This window comes from Streptomyces sp. NPDC048370 (assembly GCF_043200825.1).
Taxonomy (GTDB): Bacteria; Actinomycetota; Actinomycetes; order Streptomycetales; family Streptomycetaceae; genus Streptomyces.
This window is the reverse complement of the sequence record NZ_JBICYI010000015.1, coordinates 102,514-121,204: the sequence shown is the minus strand read 5'-3', so window position 1 is coordinate 121,204 and position 18,691 is coordinate 102,514. Positions and strand designations below refer to the sequence as shown.

The 18,691-nt window shown below is 71.6% G+C and carries 12 protein-coding genes; 6 read left to right on the top strand and 6 right to left on the bottom strand.

Annotation, left to right across the window (positions count from 1 at the left end; translation table 11 throughout):
* The first annotated feature begins 4 nt into the window (after positions 1-4).
* From ACGFYP_RS28165 to ACGFYP_RS28145, 5 genes are all read left to right on the top strand, one after another.
* Positions 5-631, top strand: coding sequence for a YigZ family protein (locus ACGFYP_RS28165; RefSeq protein WP_393499140.1), 627 nt, complete (start codon positions 5-7; stop codon positions 629-631).
* A gap of 93 nt (positions 632-724) precedes the next feature.
* Positions 725-1,903 carry an exonuclease SbcCD subunit D gene (locus tag ACGFYP_RS28160; RefSeq protein WP_393499137.1) on the top strand — a complete coding sequence of 393 codons (1,179 nt, stop codon included), beginning with the start codon at positions 725-727 and terminating at the stop codon, positions 1,901-1,903.
* Positions 1,900-4,908 (top strand): AAA family ATPase, encoded by a 3,009-nt coding sequence (locus tag ACGFYP_RS28155; RefSeq protein ID WP_393499134.1) that lies wholly within the window; start codon positions 1,900-1,902, stop codon positions 4,906-4,908. Before ACGFYP_RS28160 ends, ACGFYP_RS28155 begins: the two co-directional genes overlap by 4 nt.
* A gap of 396 nt (positions 4,909-5,304) precedes the next feature.
* Positions 5,305-7,422 (top strand): polymorphic toxin-type HINT domain-containing protein, encoded by a 2,118-nt coding sequence (locus ACGFYP_RS28150; protein WP_393499131.1) that lies wholly within the window; start codon positions 5,305-5,307, stop codon positions 7,420-7,422.
* Complete coding sequence (locus ACGFYP_RS28145; protein ID WP_393499127.1) at positions 7,419-7,907, top strand: hypothetical protein; 489 nt, start codon at positions 7,419-7,421, stop codon at positions 7,905-7,907. Before ACGFYP_RS28150 ends, ACGFYP_RS28145 begins: the two co-directional genes overlap by 4 nt.
* Before the next feature lie 26 nt (positions 7,908-7,933).
* On the opposite strand, the gene ACGFYP_RS28140 is transcribed toward ACGFYP_RS28145, so the two are convergent.
* The 5 genes from ACGFYP_RS28140 to ACGFYP_RS28120 form a co-directional block, all read right to left on the bottom strand.
* The gene (locus ACGFYP_RS28140) at positions 7,934-13,024 is read right to left on the bottom strand and encodes an SAV_2336 N-terminal domain-related protein (protein WP_393499124.1); all 5,091 of its coding nucleotides are present in this window, start codon (positions 13,022-13,024) and stop codon (positions 7,934-7,936) included.
* A 4-nt stretch (positions 13,025-13,028) separates the two neighbouring features.
* Entirely contained in the window at positions 13,029-14,120 is a 1,092-nt protein-coding gene (locus ACGFYP_RS28135) for an AAA family ATPase (protein ID WP_393499121.1), read from the bottom strand.
* Positions 14,120-15,676, bottom strand: coding sequence for a hypothetical protein (locus tag ACGFYP_RS28130; protein WP_393499119.1), 1,557 nt, complete (start codon positions 15,674-15,676; stop codon positions 14,120-14,122). The genes ACGFYP_RS28135 and ACGFYP_RS28130 overlap by 1 nt, the downstream gene beginning before the upstream one ends.
* Positions 15,677-15,924: 248 nt before the next feature.
* Positions 15,925-16,851 carry a trypsin-like peptidase domain-containing protein gene (locus tag ACGFYP_RS28125; RefSeq protein WP_393499117.1) on the bottom strand — a complete coding sequence of 309 codons (927 nt, stop codon included), beginning with the start codon at positions 16,849-16,851 and terminating at the stop codon, positions 15,925-15,927.
* Between the two features lie 9 nt (positions 16,852-16,860).
* Positions 16,861-17,271: a CU044_2847 family protein gene (locus tag ACGFYP_RS28120; RefSeq protein ID WP_393499114.1), complete on the bottom strand. Its 411-nt coding sequence runs from the start codon at positions 17,269-17,271 to the stop codon at positions 16,861-16,863.
* Positions 17,272-17,458: 187 nt separating this feature from the next.
* On the opposite strand from ACGFYP_RS28120, the gene ACGFYP_RS28115 reads away from it, so the two are divergent.
* Positions 17,459-18,196 carry a hypothetical protein gene (locus ACGFYP_RS28115; RefSeq protein WP_393499111.1) on the top strand — a complete coding sequence of 246 codons (738 nt, stop codon included), beginning with the start codon at positions 17,459-17,461 and terminating at the stop codon, positions 18,194-18,196.
* Positions 18,197-18,237: 41 nt separating this feature from the next.
* Here the strand turns inward: ACGFYP_RS28115 and ACGFYP_RS28110 are convergent, their stop codons facing one another.
* On the bottom strand, positions 18,238-18,684 hold the full coding sequence (locus tag ACGFYP_RS28110) for an Lrp/AsnC family transcriptional regulator (RefSeq protein WP_361957587.1): 447 nt from the start codon (positions 18,682-18,684) through the stop codon (positions 18,238-18,240).
* Positions 18,685-18,691 lie beyond the last annotated feature (7 nt).

Sequence of the window (18,691 nt, the reverse complement as noted above, 5' to 3'; positions counted from 1 at the left end):
CGGGATGCAGGAGCAGTACCGCACCATCGCCCGTGAGGGTGTGCACGAGACCGAGATCAACCGCTCGCGCTTCATCTGTGCGCTCGCGCCGGTGGCGACCGAGCAGGAGGCGCAGGACTTCGTCGCGCGCGTCCGCAAGGAGCACCCGACCGCCAGCCACAACTGCTTCGCGTACGTCATCGGCGCCGACGCCTCCGTCCAGAAGGCGAGCGACGACGGGGAGCCCGGCGGCACGGCCGGCGTCCCCATGCTCCAGATGCTCCTGCGGCGCGAGGTGCGGTACGTCGCCGCCGTCGTCACCCGCTACTACGGCGGCGTGAAGCTCGGCGCGGGCGGTCTGATCCGGGCGTACGGCGGTGTGGTCGGCGAGGCCCTGGACGCGCTCGGCACCCTCACCCGGCAGCGCTACCGCCTCGCCACGGTGACCGTCGACCACCAGCGCGCGGGCAAGCTGGAGAACGACCTGCGGGCGACCGGCAGGAACGTACGGGACGTGCGGTACGGCGAGGCCGTCGCCCTGGAGATCGGACTCCCGGACGCCGACGTCGAGGCCTTCCGGGGCTGGCTCGCCGACGTGACGGCCGGCACCGCCGGCCTGGAACTGGGCGGCGAGGCGTACGGCGATGCCTGAGCGGAAGCTCCCGGAATCCCCCCGATCTCCCGAAGTCCCGGGTTTCCCCGAAGCCACGGCCGTTGTCCGACCCCACCGATACGCTCCTGGATCATGAGATTCCTGCACACGTCGGACTGGCACCTGGGACGGTCGTTCCACCGGGTGAGCCTGCTCGACGCCCAGTCCGCGTTCCTGGACCACCTCGTGGCCACGGTGCGCGAGCGTGACGTGGACGCGGTCCTGGTCGCCGGGGATGTCTACGACCGGGCCGTGCCGCCGCTCTCCGCCGTCGAGCTCTTCGACACCGCCCTGCACCGGCTCGCCGAGGCCGGGGTGCCGACGGTCATGATCTCCGGCAACCACGACTCGGCCCGCCGCCTCGGCGTCGGCGCCGGGCTCATCGAGCGCGCCGGCATCCACCTCCGTACGGACCCGGCGGGGATCGGCACGCCCGTCGTGCTCGCCGACGCCCACGGGGACGTCGCGCTGTACGGCCTGCCGTATCTGGAACCGGCCCTCGTGCGCGAGCGGTTGGGCGCGGCAAGGGCCGGGCACGAGTCGGTGCTCTCCGCCGCCATGGACCGGGTCCGCGCCGACCTCGCCGCCCGCCCCGCGGGCACCCGCTCCGTCGTCCTCGCGCACGCCTTCGTCGCGGGCGGCGAACCGAGCGACAGCGAGCGGGACATCACCGTCGGCGGCGTCGCCGCCGTCCCCGCGGGGGTCTTCGACGGCGTCGACTACGTGGCCCTCGGCCATCTGCACGGCAGCCAGACCGTCACCCCGCGCGTCCGCTACTCCGGCTCGCCCCTCGCGTACTCCTTCTCCGAGGTCCACCACCGCAAGACGCTGTGGCTGATCGACCTCGGTCCTGACGGCGCGATCGAGGCGGCGGAGCGCGTCGACTGCCCCGTGCCCAGGTCCCTCGCCCGGATCCGCGGCCGGCTCGACGACCTGCTGGCCGACCCCGCCCTCGTACGGCACGAGGAGTCGTGGGTCGAGGCGACCCTCACCGACCCGGTGCGGCCGGCCGAGCCCATGGCCCGGCTCGCCGAGCGCTTCCCGCACACCCTGCACCTGGTCTTCGAGCCGGAGCGTACCGAGGGCGACCCGTCCGCCTCGTACGCGCAGCGGTTGCGTGACCGCAGCGACCAGCAGATCGCGGAGGACTTCGTGGCCCATGTGCGCGGCGGCGCCGGACCCGACGACACCGAGCGGACCGTGCTGTACGGCGCCTTCGACGACGTACGGGTGGACGCGGCGGCGACGGAGCGCGAGGTGGGCGCCCGGTGAGACTCCACCGCCTCTCCGTCTCGGCCTTCGGCCCCTTCGGCGCCACCCAGGAGATCGACTTCGACGCGCTCTCCGACGCGGGCCTCTTCCTGCTCCACGGCCCCACCGGCGCGGGCAAGACCTCCGTCCTCGACGCCGTCTGCTACGCCCTGTACGGAGCCGTGCCCGGCGCCCGGCAGTCGCCCGGGACCTCGCTCCGCAGCGACCACGCCCCGGTCGGCACGTACACCGAGGTCATGCTCGAACTGACCGTGGGGGAGCGGCGGTTGGAGATCACCCGGCGGCCCGCCCAGCCGCGCCCCAAGAAGCGGGGCGGCGGCTTCACCACCGAGAAGGCCCAGAGCTGGCTGCGCGAGTACGACTCCGGCACGGGCGAGTGGGCCGCGCTCAGCCGCTCCCACCAGGAGATCGGCGAGGAGATCACCCAGCTCGTCGGCATGAGCCGCGAGCAGTTCTGTCAGGTCGTGCTCCTGCCGCAGGGCGACTTCGCGCGCTTCCTGCGGGCGGACGCGGAGGCGCGCGGCAAGCTGCTCGGACGGCTCTTCGACACCCGCCGGTTCGCGGCCGTCGAGGAGCGCCTCGCCGATCTGCGGCGCGCCGCGGAGCAGCAGGTACGGGAAGGGGACGAGAGGCTGCTCGCCCTCGCCCACCGGACGGCGCAGGTCACCGGCGGCGCGGTCGTCGAGGAGCGGCCGGGCGAACCCGGACTCGCCCAGGCCGTCCTGACCCAGGCGGCCGTCGCCCGCTCCGAGGCGCGCGAGGCCCTCGACATCACCGACGCGGCGGTCGCGGCCGCGGAGTCCCGGCAGGCGGCCGCCCGCCGGACGCTCGACACGGAACGGGATCTGGCGGCCCGTCAGGCGCGGTACGCCGAGACCCGGCGGCGCCAGGAGGCCCTGGAGGCGGGCAGGCCCGAGCGGGACCGTGCGCAGGCCGTGCTCGACCGCTCGCGCAAGGCCGACCTCGTGGCCCCGGCCCTCGGCCTGCGCGCCGACGCGGAGCGCGACCACGCGGCGGCACGGACGGCCCGGGAGCGGAGTCGCGGCCGGCTGCCCGCCGACCTGGCCGACGCGGGCGCGGAGCAGCTGTCCGTATGGGAGCGACGGCTGACCGAGGAGCTGGGCGGCCTCGAATCCGCGCGTCGGGCGGAGCTGCGCGGCACGGAGATCACGCGGGAGCGCGCGGAGCTGACGCGGCAGGCCCGCGCGGACGAGGACGTCCTGGAGGAGACGGGCGGCTGGCTCAGCGGCTGGGAAGCCCGGCGGGCCGATCTCGCGACCCGTATCGAGGCCGCCCAGGAGGCCGCGGCCCGCGCCGAGCACCTCGCGGGCCGCCTCGAACCGGCCCGCCGCAGGCTGGACGCCGCGCGCCGCAGGGACGCGCTCGCCGAGCAGACGACCACCACGGAGTCCCGGCTCACGGCCGCCCGCGAGCGCCGCAACGAAGCCCACGAGAGCTGGCTCGACGTCAAGTCCCGTCGCCTCCAGGGCATCGCCGCCGAACTGGCCGCCGCCCTCACCCCCGGCGACCCCTGCCAGGTCTGCGGCTCCGCCGACCATCCGGCCCCCGCCCGCACGGGCGCCGACCACGTCGACCGGGCCACGGAGGACGCCGCCTACGCCGCCTTCACCCGCGCCGAGGAGGAGCGTACGGCGGCGGAGCGCGACACGGCCGCCACCGCCCGGGCGTGGGCGGCGGCCCGCGCGGAGGTCCAGGACGGCGCCGACCTCGACGTCGAGCCCGCCGTCGATGAACTAGCCGCAGAGGTCGAGGCGTTGGAGCGCCGGCACGCCGAGGCGCACGCGCTCGCCGCCCAGACCCACGGCGCGCGGGAGGCCCTCGCGCGGGCCGAGCGCGAGTACGAGAGCCGGGTGGCCGCCCAGCGGGACGCCGAGCGCCGCGTCGCCGCGCGGACCTCCCGGCTGGAGGTGCTCGACCGCGAGCTGACCGCCCTGGACGCCGAAGTGGCCCGAGGGCGCGGCGACTCCGCGAGCGTCGCCGAGCAGGCCTCACGGCTCGAGCGGAGGATCGCCCTCCTGATCGACGCCGCCGAGACCGTACGCGCCGTGGAACTCACCGCCCAGCGGCTGAAGGAGGCCGACGACCGGCTCGCCGACGCCGCGTTCCGCGCCGGGTTCGACACCCCCGCCGAGGCCTCCGCCGCCCTCCTCCGCGACGGCGAGCACCGCACGCTCCAGCACCGCATCGATGCCTGGCAGGCGGAGGCCGCGGCCGTCGCCGACCGCCTGGCCGAGCCGGAGACCCGGGCCGCCGCCGAACGCCCGCCCGCCGACCCGCGGGCCGCCGAGACCGCGGACACCGCCGCCGAACGGGCCCTGCGCGAGGCCACCTCGGCCCTCGCCGCCGTCCGCGAGCGCGGCGCCGAACTGGCCAGGCTCTCCGGGCAGGCCGACACCGAGGTCCGCCGCCTCGGGCCGCTGCGCGCGGAGTACGACCGCGTCGCCCGGCTCGCCGGACTGACAGCGGGCACCTCCGCGGAGAACGAGCGGAAGATGCGCCTGGAGTCCTACGTCCTCGCCGCCCGGCTCGAACAGGTCGCGGCCGCGGCGACGGCCCGGCTCCAGCGGATGTCCTCCGGCCGCTACACCCTCGTCCACTCCGACGCCCGCTCCGGCGGCCGGCGGGCCGGCCTCGGCCTGCACGTCGTCGACGCCTGGACGGGCAACGAGCGGGACACCGCCACCCTCTCCGGAGGCGAGACCTTCTTCGCCTCGCTGGCCCTCGCCCTCGGCCTCGCCGACGTCGTCACCGACGAGGCCGGCGGCGTCCGCCTCGACACCCTCTTCATCGACGAGGGCTTCGGCAGCCTGGACGACCAGACCCTCGACGAGGTCCTCGACGTCCTCGACTCCCTGCGCGAACGGGACCGCAGCGTCGGCATCGTCAGCCACGTCGGCGACCTGCGACGCCGCATCCCGGCCCAGCTGGAGGTCGTCAAGGAGCGGACGGGGTCGGTCGTGCGGCAGAGAGGGAACGGCGCCTGACGCCCCGTTTCGAGCCCGGAAAGCTTGGCGTGAAAGGAAGTTGACGCTCCCTCGGCCTTTTGAGGAGAGTTCAACTATCCAAGTGGTGGCGGATTTGGAGGCGTCGGCGTTCCCGGGCCCTCGGGGCCCCCGCCGTCGCACCCCCCGCGACTGCCGAGTTCGGGGGAGCACATGACAACGCCGGGGCAGGACAGCAATCAGGGCGGAGAAGGCGCCCAGCCACTGGGCACCGGCCCGCACACGCCAGGGGCGTACGGGCCGCCTCCATCGGGTGGCTCATGGCCGGGAGGTCCGGCGCCGTCGGGCGGACAACCCTTCCCAGGCGGACAACCGTTCCCAGGCGGACAACCCTTCCCGGGCGGGCAGTTCTTTCCGCCACCGCCCCCGCACCCGCCCATGACCGGCGCTCCTCCGCCGGGGCCTGCGCGGAGGCGGAAGCGACTGCTGCTGCTCGGCGCGGGTGTCGGGGTACTCGTCCTCGCCCTGATCGGGGGGCTGCTGTTCTTCGACGGCGACAACAGCGCCGGCCGGGCCGCAGACGGTAAGGAATCCGCGAAGGCCGACCCTCGGGCGCTGCTGCCCTACCGCCTGGCCCTCGCCGACCTCGGCGTCGCCCCTGGGCTGCGCTACAAGGACGACCTCCCCGGCGGCGTGATGAAGCGCGAGGTCACCGTCACCGCCGGAGGCAGCCGGTTCGGCAGCAGCGGCTTCGGGCGGGAGGAGCTCGACCAGGAGATCCTCAGCGTCGGCGGCAAGTCCTTCACCCGCTGGCGGGTGGACCCCGCCGCCAAGGACGGGGCCAAGAAGCCGAGCTCGTGGAACGCCGGAGCGGGCCCGGCCGCCGAACTCACCGACGAGCTGACCAAGCACCGGCCCTCGCCACCACAATTGGCGAACCAGTTCTTCGAGGCCCTGGCCGCACTCGAGAAGAAGCCCCCCGCCGGCGGATACCGCTCTGCTCCTCGCACCGTGGACGGCACCGAAGCGCAGGAGCTGGACACCCCCGCCGGACAGCTCGTCATCACCCGCAAGGAGCCCTACCGGGTGCTGAGGGTGGAGCCGCCGAGCGGTTTCGTGCCCGGCGCGGCATCGTCCCGGTCCGCAACTCCGGCGTCGTACACGACCGTGCGCGCGGCGGCCGACGACGACGGTGGCGAGAGCGAGGGCCTCTTCGACGGCGAGGACACCCAGGCCCTGGACGTGGATCCGGTCACCGAAGCCGACGCACCCGCCATGTACGACACCCTGGAGAAGCAGACCAAGGAACTCGGCAACGCGGGCGACAGCGGTATCTCCCTCTCCCTGAACGGCTCCGGGACCGTCCGCTGCAGCTCCGGCGGCTGCACCGCCACCGGCACCTTCTCCGGACAGATCACCAGCGACGCCAAGTCCCGTCTGGTGGGCGGCCAGGTCACCGCCGTCATGACCGCCACGTTCAGCATCGACGGCCAGTCCGGCGGCAGTTGCACGAGTCCCGCCGGCACCTTCCCGGTCAGCGGCTCCGGTGTCTCCGGCAGCCTCACCTGCTCCAACCCCGGCGCCGGCGCCACCTTCGCCTCCGTCGAGGCCCGCAAGAAGGCCGAGGCCAGGGCCCGCTCCCGCGCGAGCGGCGGACGGCCTGTTTCATACTCGATCCCGCTGCGCGCCAACTCTCTGATCAACGCCCGCGCCCTCGCCACCGTCGAGGTGCAGAAGCTGGTCCAGCGGGCGGGCAAGGAGCGCAAGGACGGGCTGGCCAAGCGTCCGTCGGGCTGCAAGTGCTTCCTCGCCGGCACCGACGTGCTCATGGCGGACGGCAGGACCAAGAACATCGAGGACATCCGACTCGGTGACAGGGTTCTCGCCACCGACCCGGTAACCGGTGAGACGAATGGTCGCGAGATCTCCGCGACCATCGTCACGGACGACGACAAGCGTTTCAACGAGCTGGCGATAGCGACCCGTGAGGGCGAGAAGCGGCTCACGGCGACACACGAGCACCCGTTCTGGTCTCCGTCGGAGAAGGCATGGGTCGAAGCAGCCGACCTCCGCGGAGGTATGACTCTTCGTTCCCGTGACGGGAGCGCGGTCGCCGTCCAGGCGAACCGTGCATTCGACCGGAACGCCCGTACCTACAACCTGACGGTGGACGGCCTGCACACGTACTACGTGCTCGCAGGGGCGACCCCGGTTCTCGTTCACAATGCGGATCCGTGCAAGGAGGTCGTTCTCGACAGGTTCGACACGTACGAGCAAGCCAGGAACAAGGCGTTGGCGCTCCTGGGAAAGATCGACCCTTCGACTCGGGTGCCGTATGTCGGACGCCTGGAGAGTGCGGCCTCGACGTACGGCAAGGTTGTGGGTTTCACCACCCGAGTGAACGGGGAGTTCAAGAGGTTCCGGCTGGACTATGATCCGCAGAAGGGCCTCCATATCAATGTGGAGGTCGGGAAGGGCGAGAACGCCCGTAAGTGGGCCGTTCCCTGGAACGGAACGGAAGCGGATCTCGTAAAGATTCTGGAGAGTTTCCGGTGAGCCTGGCCGACGTCTACGGAACGAGACCGGAGCTGCTCCCTCGATCCATGGTCCGCCTGGTTCGAGGAGACGGGCAGGGTGAAAGGCGCTTGGTCTGGGTCGGTCGACCCGGGATCGAGCTGCTGGATCTCGAAAGCCACCTCCAGGTCGAAAGGGACACTGTGGGGCGGCTCCCGCGCAACCCGGATGCCACGGTGGACTGGAATGCTGTCGAACCCGGGCTGGTGATCTGCTCCTTGGAGACGGAATCGGCCGACGTGGACGCAATCCTTCGGGAGTACGCTCCAGACGCGGGCAGTCTTGTCTTTCTCTGGGGAAGTGTCGCCATCCCCAGTGTGGAGATGACGTCGGAGGTTGCGAGGGACCAGATCTCGGCAATCCTTGAGTCAAGCCCGGAATTCTGGATCTGTTCCCCGAAGAATCGCGTTCTGATGGAGTTCTCGTTCTCCGGCTCGTTGACCGTGGCGCAGTTGCCGGCTCCATGAGCAGCGTATGGCGGAGCCGCAGATGCTCATCCGTACGGCTGCGGTCGCTCCGAGCCTGACCCATGGCGTCGGTCGAGGGCGCGCAGCGTGGCGCGGTCCCTGGTCAGGCGTTGCGCGCCGGGCAGGCGGAGGTCGAGTGCGCCGTTGAGCGTTTCGCCCCAGAAGCCGAGGAGGGGGGTGATCCACCCCCCGTCCTCCCGGCCAAGGTGCGCGAACGTCTCTTCGAGCAACGCGATCTCCTGCGGTGCCACCTCGTGGACGAGGATGCGGAAGAGGCCCGACGGGGGCTCGGGAGTGGCGGCCAGCCCCTTGGGCCGGACAGTCATCAACTGCTCGCAGAAGTCCTGGACGATCCGTTCCTCGCCGAGCAGCGCCCACCGCTCGTACGCGCGAAGCAACCCCGTCCATCTGCTCCCCTCGACCGGGGCGTCGAGGTGCAGGGTCATGGTGGCGGAGTCGGTGTGGTGCAGGCTGATCCGGACGAGGTCGGGTGAGGTGACGGACCCCTCCACCCGCACCTGGCCGTTCCACATCGCGCACAGGATGTGGTGCAGGATCCGCTGTCGGTCCCCCTCCGTGGTGGCCAGCCAGTCGTCGCGGTAGCCCAGCCGCTGTCGCCAGTGCAGGAAGTCGCCGGCGCTGCCCACTTCATCCTGCGTACGCGCCCATGTGCGCAGGACGTGTCGTACCTCGGGGACGTCGGCGAGGCTCATCTCGCTGCGGAACAGCACGACGGTGATCGAATCGGTGTCGGCCGCACGGAATTCCACTGCGGCGCGTGGGAGGTTCAGCCACCGCCGGAGGAACCGGGCGGCGTTGCTGTTGCTCTGGGTGTAGGGGTGCGTCACCAGTACTCGCAGCGGGCCGTCGCCCTTCGGGACGTACCCGGCCGGGACCATGGCCGCCAGCCGTGAACGGAAGGCGTCGAGCCACCGGGTGTCGACCACTCCCACGGCGTTCTCGTCGCCCGCGGCTTCCTGCAGCAGCATCTCCATGGAGGGCGGCAGCGGATTGTCGTCGTGCATGCTCGACGACCTGCGGAAGAGCGCCTGCACACGTTGCTCGACGAGCTGCTTGATCCTGTTCACCGCGACGGACGGGGAGTGACGGGCCGCGTCCAGCGCATCCCGCCACTCATCGGGGCCGATCATCTTGTCCAGGAGGCGGACGGGGGTCCGGTCGTGGACGAGCCCCTCAAGGCTGCAGAGCCGGTCGAGCACCTTGTCGCACAAGGTGTCCAGGGTGTCCTGCGTGGGAAGCAGGCAGGAGAGGCCGGTACGGTCCTCCCGGAAGAGTTCCCTGTGGCGCGCGGCAGAGGACGTGCGCTCGCTCTCCTCGAACGCGCGCAGAGCCCCGACCAGTTCGTGGAGGTCCTTCCTGGCCCGCAGCAGATGGGGCTGGTTGATCCTCTCGTGTTCCCTCCAGTGGCGGTGCCACAGCACTCTGGTCCGCCACCAGTACCAGGTGTCCTGGTCCGAGATGGCCCGCTGTACCTCCAGGTCCCCCCAACGGGCCGGCACCAGGCCGCCCCTGAGCCGGGGGACCGCGGGGGCGGAAGGGCTGACGCCCGCCGGCCGCTCCGGTTCGTTGCGACGGTTCTCGAGCAGGCCCATGAAGCTCCCGTCGGGCCGCTGAGGGTGCCCCGCCGGCCCTGTCATGATCCTTTCCAGTGCGAAAGGCCCCAGGGGGCCGATCAGTTCAGACATCGCGGTGCGCGGCGAGAATTCGTCCACCATGCGAGGGACGACTCGGGCGAGCTCCAGGTCGAGTCCGTCGAGCGCCCGCTCCATGTCGCCGAGCCGATCCCGCAGGGCCTGACCGATGGCCAGCCTGCCCCTCGGTAGCGGGTCGGGGTCCGGGACCTGCAGGGGGTCCCGCGTCCACAACCCACCGATGCGGGAGCGGACGAAGAAGTCCCGGACCCACTGGAGGTCGTCGTCGTGAGGGCGCCGGGCGTCCTCGTCCATCGCGCGTAACCCCCGGGCCAGGAGTCGTCCCGCGATGATCTCCGCCAGGTCGTGCACCGGCACCGTCAGCGAGGCGGTGAAGCCGGTGGACAGGCCCCGGTGGCCGATTCCGGAGCGCGAGGGCGTGGAACGTTCCACACCGTGGTTGACGAAACCGGCGGTGAACGACGGGTAGCCGCCCCCCGTACGCCCGCGCGGCTGCTCCGCACCCGGCTCGGAGCTGACGAACGACATGATCATGGCCGAGACCGAACGGCTTAGATCATCGGGACGGACACCGGCGGGCCTGCTCAGCAGGATCGCGGTCGGCACGGTCGAAGGAGGGAGTCTCACCACACCCTCCCGCGGGTAGAGCACGGAGAGCGCCCCGCGGTCCTCTCGATCACCGGGGGCGGCGAACGACGGGGCGTTCTGGTCGTCCACCAGATGGGCGAGGTCCACCAGTGCACGACCGGCGTTGAGTTCGGCCTCGTGCCCGCCGCCCGCCGCGGGCGGAAACGCCGACGGCATGATCACCAGCGGGTAGATGTTCACCCCCGACATCCTGGCCTTGCGGAACTCGTGCCCGATGAGGTGGAGGAAGTCGTAGTAGATCCCCGCTCCTGTGCCACCCGCCACCGAGAAGGCGACGAACACATCGCAGCCCCGGATCCGGCCGCCGCCCAACATCGCGACGTCAGCGGTTGATCTGCTGATGTCGGCGATGGCCTCCCTCAACTGAACGACGACCGGTTCGAGGCCATGGCGCAGCGACGCGAAGAGCGCGGCCCTGCCGACCGTGGGCAACTGCCCGGCGCCCAAGCGCAGTGGAGTCACCCTCGGCTCTCCATGCCCACGGGGCAGCCAGGAACGCGTCTCCTCGTCCAGCGAGACCCGCAGCAGCCGTGTCACGTCGGGCGAGCTGTCGTAGTCGGGCAGCAGGTCCTCGACGACACGCGAGGTACGGGCGTACGCCTCCGACTCGGCACCCGAGGCGTTGACATGCGGCAGCCGGGAGAGCTCGGGCTCACTGAAGTCCGCGTACACGAACTGAAGGCAGTCCGGCAGTTGAAACGGGAGCCGCCTTCCGTCACCGACCAGCGCCGTGCCGTCGGGTCCGCACAGACTGCGGCGCAGCCCGCGCTCGAGCTCGGCGCCGATCTGTGCGCCCGTTCCTCCCAGGCCGACGAAGAGCATCGGCTGAAAGATCTTGGAGACGGAGGGCAGGCCCGGGCTCGGGAGCGGCTCGGCCTGTCCCGGATGCGAGGAGAGGGGCGCGTCAGCGTGCTCCGCACCGTCCGTCACCGGCTGGGGGTGCTCATCGGCGGAGGGGAAGGCGGAGGGAGGAGGAGAGGCGGAGGGAGACGGGGAGGCCGTGGGGGTGGCGGAAGGTGCTGCCATGTCCACGCCTCGCGCCATGGCCGTCGACATCGCGGACGCCAACTGTCGGTTGGCGCCGCCCAGGCCACGCAGCACCGACAGGGCGACCCTCGCGAACGGGAGGCCGGTCTCCGGAATCGAGAACGGGCTGTCCGGATCCCCGGACGGTACGAGCGCGCGGAAGTCGAGGGTCCCGCCGAACCGCTGGGCGACCGTGCCGGAGACCCGGCTCAGGACGTCGAGTACCTGCATCGACTCGCGCCTCGTCAGCGTGTCGAGCAGCTGGTCCCGTATCCCCGGTGCGAAGTCGTACAGCACGGTCTCCGGGTCCTGGCTCTCGCTGTGCGGGCCGTCCACGGCCACCAGCAGGCCCGAGAGGAAGACCTCGGCCAGATGCATCGGCCCGGACGCGGGCAGCATCGCGTGCTGCACGAGGCGCATCACGGGCAGCGTCAGGGGAGCCGCGGCCAGATACCCGGCGAGCTCGAACGCCGTCGAGGACGCCTCCGCCCGGAAGCGGTCGAGGCCGGCCCAGGGGTCGACCGGTACGGACCCCACCGGCGACGTGAGGTGCCGAGGATCGGCCCCCACTCCGGCGGCGGACACCGCGAGCAGGGAGGTCGATCCGATCGACGTGCCCCCGACGACCTCGGCCCACGGTCCCAGCCAGGTCGCGTCGACTTCCAGCACCGGAATCCAGCAGTCCGGCGGTCCCTGCGCGAGGGCGGGCGCCACGGGATCCACGGCGTGGATCAGCGGTACGGACCGTCCGGTACGCGGCTGGGCGGCGGCCCGCACCGGCACGGGCCGCAGAGACGTGCGGTGCCACAGGCGCCGCGGCAGCACCTGGAGGATCGCCACCGGGGACGTCCTCGCCCATTGGCCCAGTGCCGGTCCGATGCGGCCGTGGTGCCAGGCGGGACCCACACCGTCGGTCAGGATCAGCACAGCACGCCGCCCGGTGGGGTCCGCGAGCTGCTCCGGGCTCCGCCGCAACCCCTGCCCCCGGCCCAGGCGCTGCCCACGCCGCCGGAACGGCACGAGGTCGATCCGGGTGGCCGATGCGGACATCGACCAGCACCGTACGTCCCGGAACGCCCCCTGCCGCTCCAGCAGCGTGCGCAGCTCCGCGCTGAAGCTGTGCCACAGCACCATGGAGGGTCCCGCATCCACCACCAGATCGACCGACAGCCAGGGCTCGCTGGCCGGTCGCTGAACCGGGAAGGGGAAGCGGGCCTCGGCGGACGCCGTCGCCGAGGCCGCCTCGTCCAGGACGAGGGGCCCGGGCGCCCGGACCGCACGCTTCAGCGGGCGCAGGGCACGCGACAGCGCGAGCCCGTCGGCGAGGGCGAAGGCGCCGGGCACCCGCACGGCCGATGCCCGTGTTCCGGTGAATCCCCTGTCGGTGACGGAGCTCGTGGGGCCGAGCCAGGGAGGCATCCCGGCCGGAAACAGCTCGACCAGGGGCTCGTTCTCCGCCGAGCCGCCACCTCTCGGCTCGTCCTCCCGTGGCCCGTACTCCTCCTCCGCGTCCTCCCCGCCGGGCGGAGCGCCGTCCACGCCCGCGGGCGGCACATCGAGGTCCGATACCGCGGGCTCGTCGTGTCCTGTGTCCGCCGCCTCGTCGTCGGACCGGACCTCCTCAGGGTCCGCCGCCGGCGATCTCCGCGTCCATCCGGTCGTGTGCCCTGCCAGCCAGAGCACATCAGCCACATCGTCCGCCGTCGGGGAGCCGATCTCCGGTCCCGACGCGAGCAACTGCAGGAATTCACGCGGGAGTTCGCCGGGCATGGGCTCAGTCCCCGTTGAGTGGACGCAGCAGGCGGTCCTCGATGAGTTCCGGGCCGCCCTCTTCCTCCCACAAGGAGGACGAGGCCATCTGGAGGGCGTTCAGCAACTGGTCGTTCGCCAAGTCCGCCGCCTCGTCCTGCTGTTTGCGCAGGAACGTGGCGATCAGACGCCGCCGCTTGGCGAGCTCCCCCTCGTCGCGGGTGGGAAGGTGCGCGGCCACCATGTGCGCGAGTTTGTTCGCGTCGGGCGGCGCGATCTCCAGGCGTACACAGCGCCGCAGGAACGCCGGCGGGAAGTCTCGTTCACCATTGCTGGTGAGCACGACCAGGGGGAACTCCGTGCAGCTCACCTGACCGTTCCGAAGCTCCGCCCAGTGGCCCGGGTCCGCCGTCATCACCGTCGCACTGTCCTGGGCCAGTCGCGCCAGCTCGGGAACGAGGAACTCACCCTCCTCGAAGATGTTCAGCAGGTCGTTCGGCAGGTCGAGATCGCTCTTGTCGATCTCGTCGACCAGCAGCACGCGGGGCCTTCGCCAGGGGAGCAACGCCGTCCCGAGGGGGCCGAGCCGCAGATAGGGCCCGATGTCCGGCGGCTCCACCGGTTCTCCGGGGCCGTCGTGGCCCGAAAGCACCTTGTCGCGGTGGAGCCCCACGTCCTGGAGCCGCCCGATCGCGTCGTAGTGGTACTGCCCCTCAAGCAGGGTGGAACGACTGGTGATGGGCCATCGCAGGACCGGACCCAGCTTCAGCTCGTGAGCGATGCTGTACGCCAGGGTCGACTTGCCGACCCCGGGCCGCCCCGTGACGAGCAGCGGACGGCGCAGGTGGAGAGCCATGTTGACCAGATTGATCTCCTCAGGATCCGCCTGGTACGTCATGCCGCGCAGATTGCGCCCAAGGCGGCGTGCGCCGGACTGCCCCACCTCGCCCGACGCCGGCGTCGACGCCGGTGGGACGTCGTCGGGAGCCTGCCGCGCGAACGCTCGCCACGGCGGCGGCTCGGGCAGGCGCTCGATGCCGTCGTGCGGTTCCGGGGTGCAGCGGTAGATCCACCAGTGCGGTGGCGCGCCGGCCGCCGGTTCCTCGATCTCTTCCATCACTGCTCCTGTTCCTGCTCGATCGTGGTCCAGACCGGAGCGATGAAATGGCGGGCAGGACTCACGTCGACACAGTCCGGGTCGTCCCACAAGAGGGTCAGGTGGTTGTGCATGTCCGCGTCGTCGTCCTCCTGTGCCGAACGCCGCCAACGGCGCAACAGCTCGGGCAGCGAGGTCAGTTCTTCGGCGGCGAGGTCGCCGAGCCGGGAGATCAACGGCCCGGGGTCTCCTCCGTCGCGGCGCCAGATGATGGCGGGAATCCCCTCACGCACGGCGTCCTTGACCCCACGCGCGACCCATGCGTCGGTCGGCTCGTAGGCGAAGGCGAGACCCAGGCAGGCGACGTCGGCATGGGTGTCGAGCCAACGCCGTACGTCACCGTCCTTGCCCCGCAGCCGCAGCACGGGCCCCCGGTCCCGCAGACCCTCCAGCCGCTCGGGAGCGTCGGCCGCGGCGTCGATGGCCAGCCACCCGCAGCGGGTCGACCGCTGCGCCTCGGGCGGTTTGTCGTGCAGCAGTTTCCAGCGGTCCTGCCACGGCCGACGCCACGACGGCTCGCGCAACCGGTCCAGGGACCGCACCACCACCGGGCACCGGAATCCGACCCGGTAGCCGTCCGCGTCGATCCCCCACAGATCCGCCGGGTGTCCGAGGAGCGACCACGGCAGCAGGAACTCGATCCGGAAGTCGTCGCCTTGATCGCCCGCGGCGACGAGGTCGTTCCAGGTGACGAGAAGGTCGGCGCCGCTCGCGACCAGTTCCCTCCCGCCGAGGCGATCCTGACGCTCCCGCTTGGCGAGCAGGCGCAGACCCACGTCGTCGCGCTCGTAGAGGTGCGCCTCGACGACGTACTGCTCGCCGCCGGCGGGCGCGGACACCTCCTCCACCCTCACCTGGAGGATCATGCGGCCGCCGGGCGCCGGTTGCATGGTCCGGGCGGACAGCGCGAGTCTGTCCTCGTCCGGAAGCCCGAGCAGACCCGACGCGGCGCCGATCTCCTCACGCAACTCGCCGCGCAGCCGGTCCGGTAGGCGGGCAGCCAGTTCGGCGAGGAACAGCAGCACCAGAGGCACGTCGTCGTCGTTGCCCCGCGCCTGGTCGAGCCGGCGTACGGCCTCCGGCAGGGACTCCCTCCCTCGCAGGGGCGCCCGCCGGCCGGCGCCACAGGCCGCCTGCAAGGCCTGCTCCATCACGGCACGCGGCACGGACGGGGCGATCCGGCCGCTGAGTTCCTCGAGTCTGGCCAACTGCCGCTCCGGAAGCCTGCCCCTGCGGGTCAGCCAGTCGATGCATCTCCTCAGTTCGACCAGCGCGGCTTCGTCACGGCGTAGGAATCTCAGGGTGGTCCACAGCGCCTTGAGGGCCGCCTCCGGATCACGATGACGCTCGCAGAAACGGGACAGCTCCAGCAGATGCTCGGAGGCCGTGGCGGCGTGGCGGATCTCGAGAGGTCTCTTGTCGTGATGGAGCTGGGCTCCCATCTCCTTCAGAACGGTGTGCCGGAACTCGGCGTCGATGGAGTCCGGGAATCCGAGCAATGCCTCGGCGAGCCGCACAGCTCCACCACGCGGCCATGCGCTTCCGTACGAGGGGGTCGTCGCCTCGGGCCGGACGACTGGAGCTGGTGCCACGGGAGTTGGTGGCACGGGAGTTGGTGGTGCCACCGGACTTGGCGCCACGGGCGTCGGTAGTGGCTCAGGGCGTGCACCGGCGATGTCCCGCGTCTCCGGGGCCGGGTCGGGTCCGCCCGTGTCCCGGTCCCGGCTCGCCAGGAGGTGACGTAACCGCTCCCGCCACGCTCCCTTCATGACAGTGCCCCGAGATCGGCACGGAGCTCATGAGCCGCGGCCTCGTCGGGCCGCAGTGAGGCGACCGCGTTTCCCAGTGCCCTGTAGGCCAGTCGTGGGTTCCGGTAACTGCGGCACCGTTGAACGATCTCCAGCAGCTGGTCACGGGGGTGGGATCGGTACGCCACTTGAAAGGCGGTCGTGAGGCCGAGCTCCTCACCCATGAGTCTCAGGACCTGGCGCCGGAACTCGGGATCCTCCGTATCGGGAAGGCCCTGCAGCACCGCGACGATCCGCATCGTGTCGGGCAGCGCCCCGCTCTCGGAGCGAGCTGCCGGGGGTGCCGGCGGAAGGGGTTCCGGAAGGAGATCCGCCAGCCAGGTGCGCAGCGCGGACACGGGGGTGACCCATCCCCCGCGCGGACTGTCGTAGTCACGACTCCCCTTGAGTACCCCGCAGACTTCCGCCGTACCGGCACGCATCACCATGCTGCCGCTCATGCCGTCCTTCACCTCGTCACCGCGCACTCGGACGTACGGACCGATCGGCCCGGTCACTTCCAGGAGGAGCGAGTCGGGGTGGACGCCCTCGTCCGGTGCGTAGGTGGAGAATCCGAGAACGTGCACCTGCTCCGCCGGATTCGGATCGGTCGTTGCCAGTTCGGCGTACGGACGTCCGTCGCGGTGCGCCAGGCTGAGCAGAGCCACGTCGGGGAAGGGGTAGGAGGCGCCGGAGCCGTCGTGCTCCGGGGACACCTCGATATCGCCTTCCCGTACCACCAGCCGCTCACCCAGGTGGTGAACGGTCACCCACCCCTGGGACCTCCGGGATTCGGTCACCACGTGCGCCGCTGTGACCACATGCCGGGGTGTCACCAGGAATCCGCTGCCGAGGAACCCCTCGGCGTCACTCAGCCAGACCGCGGCATCCCGCGCGATAGCCATGACGGGTCGTCAGGCAGGGCTGCCCGGGGAAGGTGTGCTGGGCGTTGCCGTCTCGACCTCGGATCGCTCGCGCCTGGCGGCGGTGTCCCAGCTCATCCGCACGGTCAGAGAGGCCTCGCTCGCCGCCTCCGCGATCACACCCACCAGGTGCCCCGACTTGACGGCCAACTTGAGGCCGAACTCCAACTCGAAGGTGTCAGGTTGTCCCGGCCCGCCACCGGCGATGGTGTCGGCGGCCCAAGTCCCCATCCCCCTGATCAACGTGCGGACCTCGTCCAGCTTGAGCGCCACCGCCTCCGCCGCCCGGCCGCTCGCCCTGCGGAGTCCCGCGTCCCCGCCACTGCCCGGACCGGTCAGCTCGACGACCTCGGCCCGGATCTCCGTGCCGTCCCCCATGTTGATCGTGACCAGAGCACTCATCGCGCACCTTCCCGCTCCGACGGACTGTCAGCATAGGGACTGGCACGGGCGGTTGGCAGCAGTTCGACCTTGCTTCCCCCTGCCCGGTCGGAGATCGTCAAGGAGCGGACGGGGTCGGCCGTTCGGCAGCGAAGGTGCCGGCGTCCGAGCCGTCGGCTTCGCTCAACTCGGATCAGGGGGGCGTCCCATGGACGCGAACATCACGTCGGCCGTGATCGGGTCCGTCGCCGTGGCCGGCACGGCCCTGGGCACGGTGCTCGGTGGTTGGGTCCAGGCCCGGGGGGGCAAGGCCCAGGCCAAGGCCGCCCAGCAGGCCGCCCGGATAGCGGCGGAGGCCGCGCACCAGCAAGCTCTGTACGACAGGCGCTGGTCACTTCTGGCCGGATACCTGCGAGCCGCCAGCGAATGCATGGAGGCCGCGGACCAGCTCTACACCACGGACTCCGTGCCGGAGGTCCGGCGGCGCTGGCACGCGTTCACGCTCGCCCACGCCGAGGCCGAACTGGCCGCGCCGGCGGCGCTTCTCGCTCCCATCGACGACCTCCGAAAGGCCGTGGGACGCATGTACTGGACGGCTCAGCGGTCCGGGCCCGCCCATCGCGCCCTGAAGGAGCTGCGCAGGCGGGCGAAGCAGGGGGACGCGGCAGCGGTCCGGGCGCGGGAGGCGGTCGAGCGACTGTGGGTGGCGGGTGAGGGCGTACCCCTCGCACAACGGGAATCGTCTCCGGAGTACGTGGACGCGGGGCAGGCTCTCGACGGCCTTCCCGGCTTCGGCGGCGAGCAGGCGGCTCTCCTGCTGAGCAGGACGCAGCAGCAGTGGGACGAGGCCGCCCAAGACAGGGAGACGCGGAAGGAGAACCACCACCTGGCCCGCCGGACGCTGGTGTCGGACGCGCGGAGCGTGTTCGGCACGGACCGCTTCTGACGGGGACGGGGCGTGGACCGGCCTGCGCCACGGAGCCCGGGTCAGCGGCTGATCGCGCGCCGGGGGAGGGGCGAGGAGTACACCACGCTCGTCGTCACCGAACCCAGCGTGCCCACCTTGCCGGAGATCTCCTCCAGGTGCTTCATGGACCGGGCGGCCACCTTCAGGACGAAGCAGTCGTCGCCGGTCACGTGGTGCGCCTCCAGGACCTCCGGGGTGGACGCGATCAGATCGTGGAACGGCTTGTAGTTGCCGTTCGGGTAGCGCAGCCGGACGAAGGCGAGGATCGGCAGCCCGAGGCGATCCGGGTCGACGACGGCCGCGTACCCCGTGATCACCCCGGCCTCCTCCAGTCTGCGGACCCGCTCGGTCACGGCGGACGCGGACATGGAGACGGCGCGGGCCAGCTCGGTGAAGCTGGCCCTGCCCTGGCTCTGCAGGGCGTCGAGGATGCGCCAGTCGGTGGCGTCCGGGGTGTATCCGGTCATGACGGTC

Bases quoted from the DNA above. Each gene is read 5' to 3' on its own strand.
- ACGFYP_RS28165 (WP_393499140.1), top strand. From the start codon at position 5: ATGCAGGAGCAGTACCGCACCATCGCCCGTGAGGGTGTGCACGAGACC.
- ACGFYP_RS28160 (WP_393499137.1), top strand. From the start codon at position 725: ATGAGATTCCTGCACACGTCGGACTGGCACCTGGGACGGTCGTTCCAC.
- ACGFYP_RS28150 (WP_393499131.1), top strand. From the start codon at position 5,305: ATGACCGGCGCTCCTCCGCCGGGGCCTGCGCGGAGGCGGAAGCGACTG.
- ACGFYP_RS28140 (WP_393499124.1), bottom strand. From the start codon at position 13,024: ATGCCCGGCGAACTCCCGCGTGAATTCCTGCAGTTGCTCGCGTCGGGA.
- ACGFYP_RS28135 (WP_393499121.1), bottom strand. From the start codon at position 14,120: ATGGAAGAGATCGAGGAACCGGCGGCCGGCGCGCCACCGCACTGGTGG.
- ACGFYP_RS28125 (WP_393499117.1), bottom strand. From the start codon at position 16,851: ATGGCTATCGCGCGGGATGCCGCGGTCTGGCTGAGTGACGCCGAGGGG.
- ACGFYP_RS28120 (WP_393499114.1), bottom strand. From the start codon at position 17,271: ATGAGTGCTCTGGTCACGATCAACATGGGGGACGGCACGGAGATCCGG.
- ACGFYP_RS28115 (WP_393499111.1), top strand. From the start codon at position 17,459: ATGGACGCGAACATCACGTCGGCCGTGATCGGGTCCGTCGCCGTGGCC.
- ACGFYP_RS28110 (WP_361957587.1), bottom strand. From the start codon at position 18,684: ATGACCGGATACACCCCGGACGCCACCGACTGGCGCATCCTCGACGCC.